A 16,862-nucleotide genomic window follows, 5' to 3' on the forward strand; every position below is an offset into this window, starting at 1 on the left:
TCTTTTTGTCCTTAATCTGCAAAGAAGTTTTCAGTGTAATACGGCTGACTTTCTTCGTTAAAGGCGACACCGACGCCTAGAAATTCGTATTCAGTTCTAAGAATATTTTCACGATGGCCCATTGAGTTCATCAAGCCTTCATGGGCAAAAATACTGCTGAATTGACCATAAGCTAAGTTTTCTCCGGCTGCTGTAAAGACCACTTGATCCGCTTGCATTCGGTCAAATGGTGATTGACCCTGTAAATTTTGATGGTCAAAGTAGTGATTAGTTGCCATATCTATGCTATGGTCTCGCGCTGTTCCCTTCACTCGTTCATTCCAGGTCAGAACCGATAAGCCATGATTAACTCTGGCTGCATTGGTTAAATCGAAAAGCTGATATTCAAAGCCCTCGCGGAGCTGGGCTGTTTCAGCAGTATAGAAATCTTGTTTATGATCTTCCATCTTCTTACTGATAATTTGGAGCGCAGTGACAGTATTGTTTTCGTGTTTATCATAGAATATTGTGGTATAACAGTCGTTTAACAGATAAACGTCATAGTCTCGGTTTTCTTCGATTTGGTAATAATAAGTTCCTTTTTCAATTTTTGTAAGTGGATTACCAAGTTGTTGCCGTACCATTTCCTTTGTTGAATTGAGTTTGATTCCTTGAGTGGAGGAGATGAGATCCTGGTTTGTATACATACCAGCCACTTGATTATGATCATCATAGGCGACCATGAAAAAATCTCGATAATTTTGATGGTAGGTCGACCATTTCAAACCGTATTCATTATAGGTTGATTGTTTAGGTGCTCCAACTAATCCCTCAACTTTTCCCAATGTATCTCCAATCTCAATATTATATATGGAAAAGCTTTGTGAATTAGGCTTTGTTAACTCAGGCTTTGCAATTGGTGTTTCTGCGGTTTTATTCTCTGATGGATTGATGTAATCTTCATCGAGCGCAGTAAGAAATTGGTGGATACTCTCGAAAAATGAATCAAGAGCTTCGGAATATTTTGGTTGATCCTGAACTTTTCGAATCCCACCTGTGATTTTTTCGTAGGTTGCTCCAAAATTACTTTGAATGATTTTTGTTTCAATTAATGGCCATGAAATGCTGAAGACAACTAGCACTAGTAGTATTTGGACGAATCGCCTCATATGAAAATCCCCCGTTCTAGTAAAATTGTATCCAATCAGCACGAATAATAAAAGCGGGAAAGCTGCCCAAACGGTTAAGAATTTATACTATTCTTTCGGAGAATTTCGCTACACGAATTTTCAAGGAGAAATACCAACTTTTCATTCGGATTTTACTCCAGATTCTTTCTTGAAACATTCAGAAATGTAAGTTATATTAATCAAATAACAGACAATTAGGGGGGCTTTAAATGGTAGGTGCACCATATAGTAGTGGTTCGAAAAAAATGTTGTTGCTCGGCTCAGGGGAGCTAGGGAAAGAGGTTGTAATCGAAGCACAACGCTTAGGGATTGAAACAGTTGCGGTAGATCGTTATGAAAATGCTCCAGCAATGCAGGTGGCACACCGTTCATATTGTATCGATATGTTAAATGGTGTAGAACTGAGAAGGGTAATCGAAACGGAAAAGCCGGATTTTGTCGTTCCTGAAATCGAGGCAATTGCGACGGAAACCTTAATCGAGCTAGAACAGGAAGGCTATCGGGTTGTCCCAACAGCTACTGCTGCGAACTTAACGATGGACCGCGAAGGAATTCGCCGCCTTGCTAGTGAAACGTTAGGATTGCCAACTGCAAAATATGAATTCGCCAACACTTTAGAGGAATTAATAGCAGCCGTTAAAGCAATTGGAACACCTTGTGTAATTAAGCCTGTCATGAGTTCTTCAGGTAAAGGCCAAACCGTTTGTCGCACGCTCGACGATGTTGAGAATTCCTGGAATGAAGCAATGGCTGGTGGTCGAGGCAAGAAAACAAGAGTAATCGTTGAGGAATTTATTAAGTTTGACTCGGAAATCACCTTACTTACTGTAAGATCAGTATCTGGAACTACATATTGTGCACCAATTGGCCATATCCAAAAGGACGGAGATTATATCGAATCTTGGCAACCACACTTTATGAGTGAAGCACAAGTTGCAGATGCCCAAGAAATTGCGAAAAAAATAACCGATGCTCTTGGCGGTTATGGATTATTTGGGGTTGAATTATTTTTAGCTCCGGATCAAGTTTACTTTAGTGAAGTATCACCACGTCCACATGATACCGGCATGGTCACGATGGTAACTCAGGATTTATCTGAATTCGCGCTACATGTTCGAGCGATTCTGGGCTATCCTATTCCAGAAATTAAACTATTGTCTCCTGGTGCAAGTAGGACGTTAAAGGCTTGGGAAGAAAGCAAATCCTATCAAATTACCGGAGTAGAAGAGAGTTATTCCATTCCAAATACTCAGGTGCGCGTATTTGGTAAGCCTGAGACCAAGGTTGGCAGAAGAATGGCAGTTGCTTTAAATGCCGCAGAAACAGTGGAACTGGCAAGAGAGCGGGCAGAAACAGCTATATCAAAAATGAACATCATTTATAATCAATAAACTAAGATGGATGGGTGAGCTAGCTGCTCAGCTCATCCTTTTTTGTGCCTGTAAACTGGTAAAATTGTACAATATTTCTGAAATTACTTTTAATTTTTTAATCATATTATCTCCTCTATAATGAAGAAAGTGATTCATTTGAGGTGAAAGTAAAATGAGAATATTGGTAATAATTATTGGATCGATCATTGTTGGAGCTGCGTATAATTTATTTTTAATTCCTCATCATATTTTAAGTGCAGGCTTGAGTGGCTTGGCAATATTACTTGGAATTCTAACCCCACTCAATACAGGCCTATTAAATTTTTTAATGAACCTACCACTATTAATTGTAGGATTTTACCAACTCGGAAGACAATTTATAAGCTATACGATTGTATCAGTATTGGTTTTATCAGCAAGCTTATATCTCATACCCGTTGTACCGATATCTTCTGAACCGATTCTATCGTCATTATTCGGCGGAGTTATTTCTGGAGTAGGAATAGGTCTAGTGTTCCGGGCTTCAGGATGTACTGGTGGTTTTGACATAGTAGCGATGTTAATTGCCAAAAGAAAAGACTTTCCGCTCGGAGTCTTATTTTCAATTTTAAACGCGATCGTAGTGGTTATTTCCGGATTCGTCTTTAACTGGGACTCCGCGTTAAACACCTTGCTTGGAATTTATGCGTCTGGGAAAGTCATTGACATGATCCATACAAAGCATATTAAATTAACCCTGATGATTGTTTCAACTAAAGGGGACGAGCTTAAACAAAAATTATTAGCGAGTTTATATCGTGGTATAACACTTATTGATGGAGAAGGCGGATATACTGGCCAAAAAAGAAAAATATTAATGACGGTAATTACTCGTTATCAGCTCGGTGAGGTAAAGGCTATTATTAAGGAAGTCGATCCGGAATCATTCGTTAACATTACACAGACAACGGACGTATTAGGATTTTTTGATCGTAGTAATTAAAGCTTAAACAAAAAACAAGGTTCGACTTTAGTCGCAGCCTTGTTTTTTTGTAAATCAATTCATTTTAAAATTGTACAGGAGGGATACTTGGATTTAACGCCTGCAAATCAAATGACTGTGAGGTTAAATATTGCAACAGTGCGGGAAGTTGCGCCAGCGTTTCCGGTTGTTCATGAAGTAAGATTACTAATGGTGCTGTAGAATCCTTTTTTGCTTCAATCTGTGCGATGACGGTATCCACTAAGCGACCATCACGGAAATACCAGTCTTTACTATCAATATTCCAATCCCACATTTGAAAGCCATGTGCAATGACTGATTGTTTATACTCCTCAGTCATGTGCGGGGCACTCCCGTATGGAGTTCGAATTAAAGTTGTATCGACACCAGTCACTTCTTTAATGGTGTTTTTTGTTTGTTCCATTTCCGAAATGACAGTTTGCGCAGTTTGATAAAATTGATCAGTTCGATGTGATACACTGTGAGAGCCAACTGTATGTCCGCTTCCAACCATTTGTCTAGCCGCATCAGGATAGGCTCTAATATTTCCTTCAATCATAAAAAACGTGGCTTTCGCACCATATTGCGATAATACCGCTAGAATTTCAGGAGAAAATGGTTTTGGACCATCATCGAAAGTTAAGTAAACTGTTTTTTTCGCTTGAATTGCACCGACCTGGTTTTGATTTGGAAGGTTACTAGTTTGTACTACATTATTTTGTGCAGTGTTGAGTCCTGGCTCCGAACTAATTCCTGCGGCAGTTTTGATATTATAAACAGTGTCTAATGGTTTAAGGCCAGTCAGCTTTTCGGGGAGTTCAGTAACAACTGGAATGTTTCCTGCGGTTACGGGTTTCGAGAAGTTAAAGAAATCGTTAGGAATCGTAATGGGATTATCGTTAAATCGTAAACTATTAATGTATAAAAGCCATAATCCTAACAAAAATATTGCCAAAACACTTAAATTTCGTTTCTTTTTTAGAAACATCCCCAGACATCCCCTTGTTGTTAAAAATAACCAATCTATTCTACTTATTTACCATTTTATCAAATTGTAAATATATTACCAGTTGTTTTTTTACATTTTTCGGGCTTTTTCACCATTTTAATAAAAAAAATAAAGCTAGCATAGCGCTAGCTTAAAATCCAAAAATACTGGCGAAGATATTTTTCTTTTTTGTTGATTTTTCTCGTTTTTGTTGGTCATATACGAGCGGAAGTTCCATCAAGGTTTTCTTTTTTAAATCAGTCAATTCGGATTCAAGTGCTTCCATTTGTGTGGTTAGCGTAGAGATAAGCTCTTGCAGATCTTCTAATTCGCGACGGTGCTGTAGGAGTTGATAAGTTGTAACGGAATCAGCTTTTCCATTTAGTTTTTGCTCGATATGGTCAATTTTTGAAGCTAATTCTGTCATTGCCTTGTTATTTTCATTCGCAGTTGTTTTTACCATACCAGTTCGTACCTCTTTTTCTGGTAATGGAGCGATTTCGTGAAGTAGGATACCATTGTTGATTTGACTTTGAATAAACTTTAAATAATCGATAGTCTCATTGTTAAACTGATAGTGACCGCGTTCATTGCGTTCCATTTGCAGACCTAATTGCTTAACCCAGCGTTTAATTGTACTGACAGAAACACCTAACAACTTAGCAACTTCACTTGTGTTCAAAATGAGATCCTCCTTTTTCATTTAAGCTAGTTCACAGGTACAACATTACCGAATATGGTTATTTTTCACGTGATATAGGTGTTGTTATTTCCAGAATTTCCACCATTTCTTGGTTTCCTTTATTTCTTTTGCGGCTGCACTTGTACGGAAACTAGCCACCATATCTTGAAACACGGATTCACGTGTACGAATTTCTTGTTTATAATGCATTCGTTCCTCATGGAGGGTTTCAAGATAGAGTTCTCGATCTTTATTAATTGCCTCTACTAAACTGCTTAGTTCATGCTGAGTGGACAATGAAGAATTGGCAATCGAGTTTGAGATTGATCGAAAAGTGTCATTTGTATTCTTTGTTGCCTTAGCAAAATTTTCTGTTAATGAGGCAATGGTGTCATTCGTATTTTCAGTCGAGACAGCGATTTTGTTGGTCAAGTTTTCGAGAGATTCTGAGGTGATTTCAGCGGTTGAAGTAATAAAATGAGATAATGTGACAAAGTCTTCGGTTGTATTTTCGGCATTTGCATTTAATTGACTTGTTAATGCTTCAATTGAATCTGTAGTAGACTCAGTCGTTTCGTTAATGAGATGTGATAGGGTTAATAGGTTGTCATTAGTGTTTTCAGTGGTGGCATATAATTGACCTGATAATGCCTCAATTGATTCTGAAGTATTTTCTGAGGTAGCGGTAATGATATGTGATAATGTAACGATGTTTTCGGTTGTATTTTCAGCTGTCTCTAGAATCGTTTGCGAGAGCTCTTGAATATCTGATTTTGTGTTTTCAGCTAATTTATAAATTGAATTCGATAGTGTTTTAACGGTATGCATAGATCCCTTAGAAATCTCTTTTTTTACTTCCTCAATAACTTCCTTACGTATACCATTTCTGATTTCAGATTTTATGTCACTTAATAGATTTTGCTTATAGGCCTCCATAACATTGAAAAACTCTTCAAGATTTGGAAGACCTTGACCTTGTTCGGTGTCAGTTGCGATAGGTCTTGTTATGACAGCAGTTTCAAATTCGACTGTCTGTGACAGCTCATTTTCATTGTCATCTGATAATACTGGAATAGGAACAGTTTTTTCGGTGGGTTGAAGTTCAGATTCCGCTGCAGGCTTGACACTTGTGTTTGGCTTTGTCGATTTATTTACTTGTTCTCGTTTATTTTGTTCTTGTTCTAGTAATATGTCTTTGATTTTTTCCAAACTTGTGTTGTTTTCTCGTAAATTTTTAATCTTAATCAGCTTCGCTAGTTCTAGGTTAGTATAGTATCGTGCACCTTGCTTAGTTCTAGGAATGGTGAGTAAGCCATCTAAATCCTTTTCCCAACGCTTAATGGTTCCGACAGGGATTCCAAGTAGTTTGCAGATTTCCTGTATCGTATATGTTTTAATGTTAGGACTTTTCATATTTATGCCAACCCTTTCCCTCTATGATTAATTGTCAGGTAATTTCATTTTTTAAGCCCCTGTTTTAAATGCTTTAAAATACTATTCAGCACAACCTAGTTAATATTCCTGCCTGATGACAAAACTTCTCAAAACAAGACGAGATTCTCCACAAGTTAAAGAAAACCGCAGAATTGCAGAAGGATGTCGGACTATTGAGATGTTTGTCAGAAATAACATTGATAATAAAAAACGCCTTAAGCTCCAATTAATTGGAAGCATTAGGCGTCTTTTTATTGGAATGAGTGGTTCGTTGAAATAGCCAACGTAAAAATGGGGGAACGGCAAAGTAAATGAATAATAAGCGGAACATTTGAAAGCCAGCAACAAATGATAAATCCGCTTTAACCTCATGAGCAATAATTCCCATCTGATCCATTCCTCCTGGAGCTAAGCTTAAAAAAGCAGTAACGACAGAGATTTTGTATATTAAATGAAGCAAATAACTAAACACAAACGAGGCTGTGACCAAGATGATTCCGCTTATTAATGATAGCCATAAGATATTTCGATGCTGTTTAAGCTTATCTACCTGAAGAAGCATGCCGATATATACACTGATCATCAGTTGAGACATATCAATGAACGAAACTGGCAATTCAGGTCCATGTAATCCTGTAAGGTTTAAGCAGATTGTTGCGACAATCGGACCAAGTAAATAGGGAGTAGGAGCATTGGCTTTTTTTCCAAGTATTGCAAACAATATAATAGCTGTACAATAGACTAGGACTTCAGGTAAAGAGTTTATTAATTGACTCGCTCCCGATTCCGAACCTAATTTAACGATATTTGATGTTTCTCCCGGAAAAAAAGGACTAAAAACTAGTAATGGAACGGTAAATATAATCACAAATAAGCGAACTACTTGTAAAAATGTGACGATTGAAACATCTATTCCTTTAGTTTCTTCAGCAAAATAAACCATTTGTGTTAAGCCACCAGGAATACTCCCAGTTAAAACAGTTGGAAAATTTACACCGGACAGCTTCGCAACGATAAATGCCAAAAGAAAACATAATAATAAGGTTAAAGTTGTAAATAAGAACATGACGGGTAACTGCAAAGAAATCTCTTTCAGCACCTCTTTAGTAAAAGAAAGTCCTATGGAATACCCTATAATTAATAAACCAGTATCCCTAATTTTGCTTGGCCAATAAAAACTAACACGAAACAGTTTTGTGAAAATTAAAATGAACGCCATTGGTCCGAGCAGCCATGGTACTGGTATATGAAGTAAAGAAAAAACTATACCCCCAAAAAGGGCGATAAGAAAAGTAAACAAAAATTGAACAGGTTTTGATTTTAAATTAAGCGAAAATATTCCCATATATCTCCCAATCCTTTCGTTATTTTAGTCTAACACAAGGTTCGAGTGATGTAAGCAATTGAATCATTAGTGACACCTTAACAGAGGCATATGGTAAAATAAGAGAATATGTGATTGTTTTAGAAGGATAGAATGGTTGTGATGATATGAATGGTTTTTATCCAGTAAATATTCGGTTTACAGATAAAAAAATAGTGATTATCGGTGGAGGAAAGATGGCGGAACGAAAAATTCGATCGTTTCAACATTCTGGAGCAAACCTTGAAATTGTAAGTCCGACCTTAACCGAGACGCTTCATAAACTGCTATTAGATTCTGTATTTATATGGAAACAAAAATATTTCTCTAAAGAGGATATAGAAGGGGCTTTCATGGTAATAGCCGCAACGAATGAACCAAGAATCAATCAAGCAGTCAAAGAGCATGCATCAGCGAACCAACTCGTTTGTTTATTAGACAACCAGGACCTGTCAGATGTCCAGTTTCCAGCGATAGTTAGACGTGGGAAATTGATCATCGCAACATCCACATCTGGCGCTAGTCCAGCTTTATCAAAAAAAATTACCGAAAAGCTAGCCGCTGACTTTGACGAACGCTATGCAAGTTATTTGGATTTTTTACATGTGGCTCGATGCGTAATTTTGAAGCAAGTAAACAATCCCCAACTGAAAAAAGAACTATTAACCGAGATTGTTCATGATACATTTCTACATAGTAATCAGCGTTGGGAAGACTTTAAAAAATTATTAATAGGAAGAAATATTGAACTGACTATTAAGGAGGCAGAATGAACGAGAAGATGAAATCATTATGGCAAAATGAAATTTTCTCTTTATTTTAAGATAATTTTTTATTAAAATGATTATCGTATCCTGTTAAATAATAGGTTAGGTGCAGCGATGAGGCTGACCTAGCTTTTTTTTGATTATTTCAAAAAAATAAGTCCTTGTGGAAAAAACATATGTGCACACACAAAAGAAAACGCTTGATTCTTTTGGAATAAAAGGTGATAATAAGAAATAAATTTGACATAGACATTACATGAGCAGGGGTTGTTACTATGAAAGTTGTGAAGTTTGGAGGTTCATCATTAGCATCTGGTGAACAGGTTGAAAAAGTTTTTAATATTGTTACAAGTGATACTGAGCGCAAAATCGTTGTGGTTTCTGCACCAGGAAAACGGTTTTCAGATGATATTAAAGTAACCGATCTTTTAATTGCTTGTGCTGAAGAATATATGAAGCATGGCGAAGCAAATGAATTAGTTAATAAAATTGTAGAAAGATATTCTACTATTGCTGATGAATTAGGGGTTCCATCAGATATAATTAATACGATTAAAGTAGATTTACTGACATTGCTCGAAGGTGATCAAAGTTCACCAGAACGATATCTTGATGCGATTAAAGCAAGTGGTGAAGATAACAATGCCAAACTAATTGCGGCGATTTTCCAGCATAAAGGGGTCGAAGCTACCTATGTTAATCCTAAGGATGCTGGCCTTTTAGTGAGCAACGAACCTGGAAATGCACAAACCTTACCGGAATCCTATCAGCGTTTGCATTCTCTTCGTGATCGCGATGGAATTGTGATTTTTCCAGGCTTCTTTGGATATAACGAATTCGGTCAAGTGTTAACTTTCTCACGGAGCGGATCAGATATTACTGGTTCTATTTTAGCCAATGCGGTTAAAGCGGATGTATACGAAAACTTCACAGACGTCGATGCGGTTTATTCGGTAAATCCAAATATTGTTCAAAACCCTAAGGAAATTAAAGAAATGACATACCGTGAGATGCGTGAATTGTCGTATGGAGGTTTTTCTGTGTTTCATGAGGAAGCTCTACTTCCAGCATTTAGAGCTGGAATTCCAGTAAATGTGCGGAATACAAATAACCCAACAGCACCAGGAACTTTCATCGTGAACAAACGAAATGGTTCGACTGGTCCTGTAGTTGGAATTGCCAGTGATGGCGGTTTCTGCAGCATCTATGTAAATAAATATTTAATGAACCGAGAAATTGGATTTGGTCGTAAACTTTTGCAAATTTTAGAGGATTATGGTTTTTCATACGAACATATCCCATCTGGAATTGATGATATTTCAATCATTCTTAGTCAAAAGCAAATGACAAAAGACGCTGAAGAAAAAATCGTTGAACGAATTTACAATGAACTTCAGGCTGATGAAGTAAAAATTGAACATGATTTAGCGTTAATCATGGTCGTTGGCGAAGGAATGCGTCATAATGTTGGAACAACAGCCCGCGCTGCCAAAGCGTTAGCGAATGCGCATGTTAACATCGAAATGATTAACCAAGGTTCTTCAGAAGTAAGTATGATGTTTGCTGTTAAAGAAGAATTAGAGAAACGTGCCGTACAAGCATTGTATGATGAGTTTTTTGTCGCTGTACCAGTGTAGGTTTATTTGAAAATTTCATTAAAAAACAAAGAACAATCTTGACTTTATTTCAAGACATCTGTAATAATAGATTCAAATTATCGAACGTTGATAAAGGACTAGTAAGCGAGTCATGATGTGACAGAGAGCGGAGTTTAAAAGCTGGAAGACCCGCCACAGTAATGCCGCTGAACCTGCCTTTAGAGTCCTATGTTAAAAGCATAGGCGCAAACTGGCGTTATCAGTTTAAGTGGGATGTCAAATACATCCAAACAAGGTGGTACCACGGAAAACAAAGCTCTTTTCGTCCTTATTTTTAGAGGCGGAAAGGGCTTTTTCTTATGAAGAAAGATGTGTAAAATTTAGGTGATGATGATAGGACATAGAGGCAAACCTGCCTCTTCAGTCCGTAAACACTGTTTGTATTTCTTGGGGGAACTATTATGGAAAAAAAACGGGTTGTCGTAAAAATAGGAAGCAGTTCCTTAACCAATTCTAAAGGTGAAATTGATTATGTTAAATTCACCGATCATATTCAGGCCCTTGCAAAATTAAGGGAAGACGGACATGAAATCGTGCTTGTCTCATCCGGGGCTGTTGCTGCAGGCTTTACAAAGCTTGGTTATCCATCAAGACCTGTGACCTTAAAAGGAAAACAGGCTGCGGCTGCAGTAGGTCAAAGCTTGTTGATTCAATCGTATATGGAGCATTTAGGAAAATACGAAATCGTTCCTGCGCAAATTTTACTTACACGCAATGATTTCTCGAAAAAGGATCGCTACCGAAATGCCTATTCCACGTTAACAGAGCTTTTGGAGCGAGGTATTTTGCCAATAATTAATGAAAATGATACGGTCTCGGTTGAAGAGTTAACTTTTGGTGATAATGATATGTTGTCGGCACTCGTAAGTGGATTAGTTCATGCAGAGCAATTAGTTATTTTAACGGACATTAATGGCTTGTATAGTGATAATCCGCGCTCCAATCCAGATGCTCGAAAATTTGATTATCTTACTGATGTTACCGACGATATGCTTGCTGTTGCTGGCGGGGCAGGCTCGAATGTGGGGACAGGTGGTATGCTTTCCAAGTTAATCGCTGCCAAAACAGCATTATCGCTAGGCGTTCGTGTTTTTATCGGACGGGGCAAAGGTGAATCAAAACTACTTGATATTTTAGAGGGTAATGGCGACGGTACGTATATTGGCAGTGATGAGCTACAGACAGTAAACAATAACAAACAGTGGATTGCTTTACATTCTGCAGTATCAGGACAAATTTATGTTGATAAAGGGGCAGAAGAGGCTCTCTTATTTAATGGTAAGAGTTTGTTGCCAGCAGGAATATATCATGTTGATGGTGTGTTCGAGAAAGGTGAAGTGGTCGAGGTTTATGGTCCTTCAGGCTTACTTGGTAAAGGCGAGGTTTTGTTTTCTGCTGAAGAGTTATCTAAAATTATGGGTAAACGAACAGACGAGCTGGAAAATTGTGCAGCTGTCGCTGTCATCCATCGTGATAAATGGGTAAAAGCTTAAAGGGGAGGAATGGAAATGAGTGAGGTTAAACAAAAGGGAGCATTGGCAAAACAGGCAAGCTTTAAGTTAATTGGTATTTCGACAGAGCAAAAGAATGATGCTCTAGAAAAAATTGCGAAACAATTATTGAAAGATCAAGAATATATCATATCCGAAAATCAAAAGGACCTGGAACTAGGAAAACAAAAAGGTTTAGATGATTCAGTTCTTGACCGAATCCTCTTAAATGAGAAAAGAATTACAGATATGGCCGAAGCAATTGGTCTTCTCGTTAAGCTTGGCGATCCTGTTGGTGAAACCCTCGAATCAATTGAGAAGGAAAACGGCTTACTAATCAAGAAACGCCGTGTCCCAATTGGGGTCATCGGGATGATTTATGAGGCGAGACCAAATGTTACGATGGATGCTGCGACACTTTCATTAAAAACAGGTAATGCAGTTATTTTACGGGGAAGCTCATCGGCTCGTTTCTCTAATATTGCCTTAGTTCAATCCATTCATCGAGCTTTGGAAAAAACAGATTTACCTTTAGCTGCCGTGCAATTGATTGAAGATACAAGTCATGAAACGGCAACTGAGTTGTTCCACTTAAATGAGTACTTAGATGTATTGATTCCCCGTGGCGGTAAAAATTTAATTGATAAAGTTGTTCGTGAAGCATCCGTCCCTGTCTTGGAAACGGGTGCTGGTAACTGTCATATTTTTATCGATGAAACAGCAGATCCAATCATGGCTGAACGCATCGCGATTAATGGTAAAACGCAACGCCCATCAGTTTGTAATGCAATCGAAACAATCCTTATTCATGAAAATTGGTTTGTTAACAATGGCGAAAAACTATTGAAAGCACTTGATGATCATTCTGTTGAAATTTACGGAGATGAAAAGGTTTGTGCAACGTTTAGTAAAGCGAAGCAAGCAACGGAAGAAGATTGGTATACAGAGTATTTAGCACTGAAGGTGAGTGTAAAGGTTATTTCAAATGTAGATGAAGCCATTGCACATATTAATCAATATGGTACACGACACTCTGAGGCGATTATTACTGAAGATAACGCAAATGCTGAGATGTTTTTAACTAAAGTTGATGCAGCTGCAGTTTATCACAATGCATCAACTCGTTTCACTGATGGATTTGAATTTGGCTATGGTGCAGAAATTGGCATTAGTACGCAAAAACTGCATGCACGTGGACCTATGGGGTTACCGGCGTTAACGTCTAGTAAGTTTTATATATACGGAAACGGCCAAGTCCGAGGATAATATAGGGAATAAATGCACCGGTTTTTCGGTGCATTTATTTTTCGTAGAAAAATTACCTAATTGTATTATCAAAATAACGGAACAGATACCCACTTTTCCTTCAATTCCAAAATCCCCTGTTTACATACACCATACTGAAGCCAAGAGCAGCCCTTACATAAAAAATCTAAATCATCTGGTTTTACTTTCATCGCGACTAACTCCATTAATTTTGATTTTTGATATTTTTTACCCACCATTAAACCTAAATGGTTCAAAACCTTTATATCCATGGACAAAACATGTTTTTGAGAACCAATACTTGCTTCACAGACGCGCTCACCTCGATTTGGACATGCCATGCACGCATTGTCAAAGCCAGCCACTACCGTAATGGGAAAATCAAGTTCTTCATCACGAAGTTCGTTAACAATCTCATTCATTTTCACGACAAAATAATCGCTATAGCCCATTCCCTGAAAACCTTGAACACATAAAAGATGATGTCCTCTTAAATACAATCTTGTCACCACCAATCTAAATTTCACCTTAAAAGTAAACTTTTTATAATTTTAGGTTAACATAATTTTTTCCTAGTTAAAATCATTATTCAACGACACAATTCCCCACAATATTTTTTGGTATGAATCCAAGAAATTGGAAACAATATTTACATCAAAAGAGCCCCAGTTCTCAAGTTAATCCATTTCAATTGAACATATTTGCTCATCATACTCATAAGGAGAGATCTTTGTGGAAGCAACCCGCATTAAAATATATCTATCAGTTGTACTTACCATAAGCTTGGTATTTGGAGCTGGTGGCTTTGGAATCAGCACTGTATCCGCAAGGGAGGCTATTACCGCGAGTCAAAATCAACGAACGATCCCTTCTTTATTGAGTCTGCGAATTATGCAAACGACAGACGTGCATGCTCACATATTAAGCTATGATTACAATAAAGATGAAGAGTTTAACAAGGTTGGTCTGTCCAAAACGGCTACACTGATAAAAAATGCGAGAAAAGAGATAAAAAACAGTATTTTAGTTGATAATGGTGATTTAATACAAGGAACTCAACTTGCTGCGTTTAAAGCGAAATATGATTTATTAAAGCCAGGGGAGATTCATCCGGTATTTAAAGCTATGAATTTAATGGACTATACAATTGCAACTTTAGGCAATCACGAATTTAATTTTGGTATCGAATTTCTTAAGGAAGCATATAATGATGCTAATTTTCCATACATCAACGCAAACGTCTACATTGATGATCAAGATGATAATCCCGACAATGATAAAAATATGTTCAAACCTTATAAAATCATTAGGAAAAAATTTATCGATGAAACAGGAAAAAAACAAGTATTAAAAATAGGCTTTATTGGATTTATGCCTCCTCAAGCGATGATTTGGGACAAGGCAAATCTTAAAGGAAAAGTAGTCGTGAAGGATATCGTTGAGACGGCTAGAAAATTTGTCCCTGAAATTCGCGAAAAGGGAGCAGATTTGGTCATTGCACTTGCTCACACCGGCTTTAAGCCGACAATTAGTGATTCGGAAAATGCCGTTTATCCGTTAAGTAAAATTCCTGGGATTGATGCGATTGCCTTTTCACATTCGCATAAGCTTTTTCCTGCAAAAGCTGCGACTGCATTGGATGGTTCTTTGCTCGGACCAGATAAACAACCATTACCAGGAATTGATAATCGAAAAGGAACAATAAATGGAGTCCCGGCGGTACAGGCGGGTTTTGGAGGCGGTTCACTAGGGATCATTGACTTACAGCTAAATAAGCTGAATGGAAAATGGACAGTAGTGGATTCGCAATCACATACACGAGAAATTTGGTTAGAAAACCAGGATTCGGTAACTGGAAAAATGAACTATACAAGTATTGTGCAACCGGATGAGGAAATTGTTCATGCGGTGTTATCTGATCATAAAGCAACAGTACAATACATCAATACTCCGATAGGAAAAACAAGTGATGACATTCAAAGTTATTTCGCGCTTGTTCAGGACGATCCTTCCATTCAAGTCGTGACAAATGCACAAAAATGGTACGTGGAAAAACACATAGAGAAAATAAAACCAGAATATCAAAATTTGCCAATTCTGTCTGTCAGCGCACCATTTAAAGCCGGTAGAAATGGATTTGAGGATTACACCGAAATTAAAAAAGGTAATTTTACGATACGAAGTACAGGAGATTTGTATTCGTATGATAATACATTTCAGGCAATAAAGGTTAAAGGCTCGGTTATAAAGGAGTGGCTCGAAATGTCCGCGGGGCAATTTAATACGATTGATCCTTTAAACAAGGAAGTTCAACCGTTGCTTAATCCGAATTATCCAGTCTTTAATTTTGATGTTATGGATGGTGTTCAATATCAATTTGATGTAACGAAGCCACCAAAATATGATATTGCTGGGAAATTAATTAATCCAGCCTCTAATCGGGTGATAAATCTGTCCTATAACAACAAACGGATTGACCCGAATCAAGACTTCATAGTTGTGACTAATAATTATCGCGCGAGTGGAGGGGGAAATTTCCCAGGGGTTGGCGGAAGCGAAGTAGTCCTTGATGCTGTTGCTGAAAATCGCCAAATTTTAATGAAGTATATCATACATTATAAAGAAATCGTACCAACAGTTGATCAAAACTGGTCAATTGCGCCAATTAATAAACAGGTCAAGATTAGCTTCACAACATCACCGAAAGGCGAGACCTACATTAAAGCTGGAAGCAGAATTTCATTTACAAAACAAATTGATGAACAAGGATATGGAATCTATAAATTGGATTTAAGTAAGGATTAAGCAAACTTGGGTGACTCATTCGAGTTACCCTGCGTTTTTTACAGGAATTCAAAATAGTTGAGGGGCTTTTGTGCCGAAACGTGTTGAAAGTCGCTATATTTATACAATTTATCAATAGAAATCTTGTAGTATAATTGTAAGTAAGGATTCTGAAAAACCAGAAAATTAAAACATCTTTCTTTGTAAAGGAGGTAAGTATATGAGTTATCAATATATTCGGACTCAATACGAACAAGATATTGCGATTGTTTTTATTAATCGTCCGCCAATTAATGGATTAAATACACAAATCCTTCATGAATTGCTTTCGATGATTGATAAACTTGAAGCTCGAAATGATATTGCTGGTATTGTCATTACTGGTGAAGGTGAAAAAGCATTTGTCACGGGTTATGATTTAATGCAAATCCAACAATTTAAACAATTCGCCTTACAGGATTTATCTACGATTTCACGCGCTGCTTTTGCTAGAATTGAAAGGGTATCCAAGCCAATCGTTGCAGCAATTAACGGTTTAGCTCTCGAGAGTGGCTTAGAGCTTGCTTTATCATGTGATTATCGCATTTGTTCAGAGAATGCTAGATTTATTTTTCCAAAGATCGATGAATCCACAGACAGAAAAGTTCATACAAAACGATTGCAAGATGCCATGGTTAAGGAGCAAGTCAAGGATTTGATACGCAATCACACTGTGTTTAATGCAATGACAGCGCTCAAATTAGAAGTTGTTGATGATATCATTGCTAGTGAAGAATTGGTAGATGTGGCAATGGAATGGGCTCGAAAGCAGCCGTTAAAAGATGTCATATAAAGATAGAATTTAACTTCAATTACAAAACAATAGTAGTGAACGTAATGATAGTGGAAATATCTGACATAAAGTTG

At 37.4% G+C, this 16,862-nt stretch carries 14 protein-coding genes and 1 other annotated feature; of the genes, 8 read left to right on the top strand and 6 right to left on the bottom strand.

The features are described 5' to 3' along the window. Positions 1-11: 11 nt before the first annotated feature. Complete coding sequence (locus HHO41_RS12625; RefSeq protein WP_169099124.1) at positions 12-1,148, bottom strand: CAP domain-containing protein; 1,137 nt, start codon at positions 1,146-1,148, stop codon at positions 12-14. Positions 1,149-1,378: 230 nt separating this feature from the next. On the opposite strand from HHO41_RS12625, the gene purT reads away from it, so the two are divergent. Next, positions 1,379-2,560 carry a formate-dependent phosphoribosylglycinamide formyltransferase gene (purT, locus tag HHO41_RS12630; RefSeq protein WP_169099126.1) on the top strand — a complete coding sequence of 394 codons (1,182 nt, stop codon included), beginning with the start codon at positions 1,379-1,381 and terminating at the stop codon, positions 2,558-2,560. Between the two features lie 154 nt (positions 2,561-2,714). Then, a complete protein-coding gene (locus tag HHO41_RS12635) occupies positions 2,715-3,524 on the top strand; it encodes a YitT family protein (RefSeq protein WP_169099129.1) in 810 nt (269 codons plus the stop codon). A 64-nt stretch (positions 3,525-3,588) separates the two neighbouring features. Here HHO41_RS12635 and HHO41_RS22645 read toward each other — a convergent pair whose 3' ends face one another. From HHO41_RS22645 to HHO41_RS12655, 4 genes are all read right to left on the bottom strand, one after another. Beyond that, entirely contained in the window at positions 3,589-4,512 is a 924-nt protein-coding gene (locus tag HHO41_RS22645; RefSeq protein WP_169099131.1) for a polysaccharide deacetylase family protein, read from the bottom strand. A 151-nt stretch (positions 4,513-4,663) separates the two neighbouring features. After that, positions 4,664-5,194, bottom strand: coding sequence for a MerR family transcriptional regulator (locus tag HHO41_RS12645; RefSeq protein WP_169099133.1), 531 nt, complete (start codon positions 5,192-5,194; stop codon positions 4,664-4,666). Between the two features lie 84 nt (positions 5,195-5,278). Then, complete coding sequence (locus tag HHO41_RS12650; protein WP_169099135.1) at positions 5,279-6,607, bottom strand: helix-turn-helix domain-containing protein; 1,329 nt, start codon at positions 6,605-6,607, stop codon at positions 5,279-5,281. Between the two features lie 247 nt (positions 6,608-6,854). Further along, positions 6,855-7,973, bottom strand: coding sequence for an AbrB family transcriptional regulator (locus HHO41_RS12655; protein WP_169099137.1), 1,119 nt, complete (start codon positions 7,971-7,973; stop codon positions 6,855-6,857). Between the two features lie 146 nt (positions 7,974-8,119). On the opposite strand from HHO41_RS12655, the gene HHO41_RS12660 reads away from it, so the two are divergent. From HHO41_RS12660 to HHO41_RS12675, 4 genes are all read left to right on the top strand, one after another. Beyond that, positions 8,120-8,764 carry an NAD(P)-binding protein gene (locus HHO41_RS12660; protein WP_169099139.1) on the top strand — a complete coding sequence of 215 codons (645 nt, stop codon included), beginning with the start codon at positions 8,120-8,122 and terminating at the stop codon, positions 8,762-8,764. 269 nt (positions 8,765-9,033) lie between these two features. Further along, positions 9,034-10,395, top strand: a complete 1,362-nt coding sequence (locus tag HHO41_RS12665) for an aspartate kinase (protein ID WP_169099141.1) — start codon at positions 9,034-9,036, stop codon at positions 10,393-10,395. 78 nt (positions 10,396-10,473) lie between these two features. Beyond that, positions 10,474-10,689: a binding site (T-box leader), on the top strand. A 128-nt stretch (positions 10,690-10,817) separates the two neighbouring features. Further along, positions 10,818-11,909, top strand: coding sequence for a glutamate 5-kinase (gene proB / locus HHO41_RS12670; protein WP_169099143.1), 1,092 nt, complete (start codon positions 10,818-10,820; stop codon positions 11,907-11,909). A 15-nt stretch (positions 11,910-11,924) separates the two neighbouring features. Beyond that, positions 11,925-13,172: a glutamate-5-semialdehyde dehydrogenase gene (locus HHO41_RS12675; protein WP_169099145.1), complete on the top strand. Its 1,248-nt coding sequence runs from the start codon at positions 11,925-11,927 to the stop codon at positions 13,170-13,172. 68 nt (positions 13,173-13,240) lie between these two features. Here the strand turns inward: HHO41_RS12675 and HHO41_RS12680 are convergent, their stop codons facing one another. Beyond that, a complete protein-coding gene (locus HHO41_RS12680) occupies positions 13,241-13,681 on the bottom strand; it encodes a DUF1284 domain-containing protein (RefSeq protein ID WP_169099208.1) in 441 nt (146 codons plus the stop codon). A 223-nt stretch (positions 13,682-13,904) separates the two neighbouring features. On the opposite strand from HHO41_RS12680, the gene HHO41_RS12685 reads away from it, so the two are divergent. Together HHO41_RS12685 and HHO41_RS12690 are read left to right on the top strand one after the other, a co-directional pair. Beyond that, positions 13,905-15,977 carry a bifunctional 2',3'-cyclic-nucleotide 2'-phosphodiesterase/3'-nucleotidase gene (locus tag HHO41_RS12685; RefSeq protein ID WP_169099147.1) on the top strand — a complete coding sequence of 691 codons (2,073 nt, stop codon included), beginning with the start codon at positions 13,905-13,907 and terminating at the stop codon, positions 15,975-15,977. Between the two features lie 199 nt (positions 15,978-16,176). Continuing rightward, positions 16,177-16,788: an enoyl-CoA hydratase/isomerase family protein gene (locus HHO41_RS12690; RefSeq protein WP_169099149.1), complete on the top strand. Its 612-nt coding sequence runs from the start codon at positions 16,177-16,179 to the stop codon at positions 16,786-16,788. Positions 16,789-16,862 lie beyond the last annotated feature (74 nt).

The organism is Bacillus sp. DNRA2 (genome assembly GCF_012843265.1).
GTDB lineage: Bacteria > Bacillota > Bacilli > Bacillales > Cytobacillaceae > Bacillus_BU.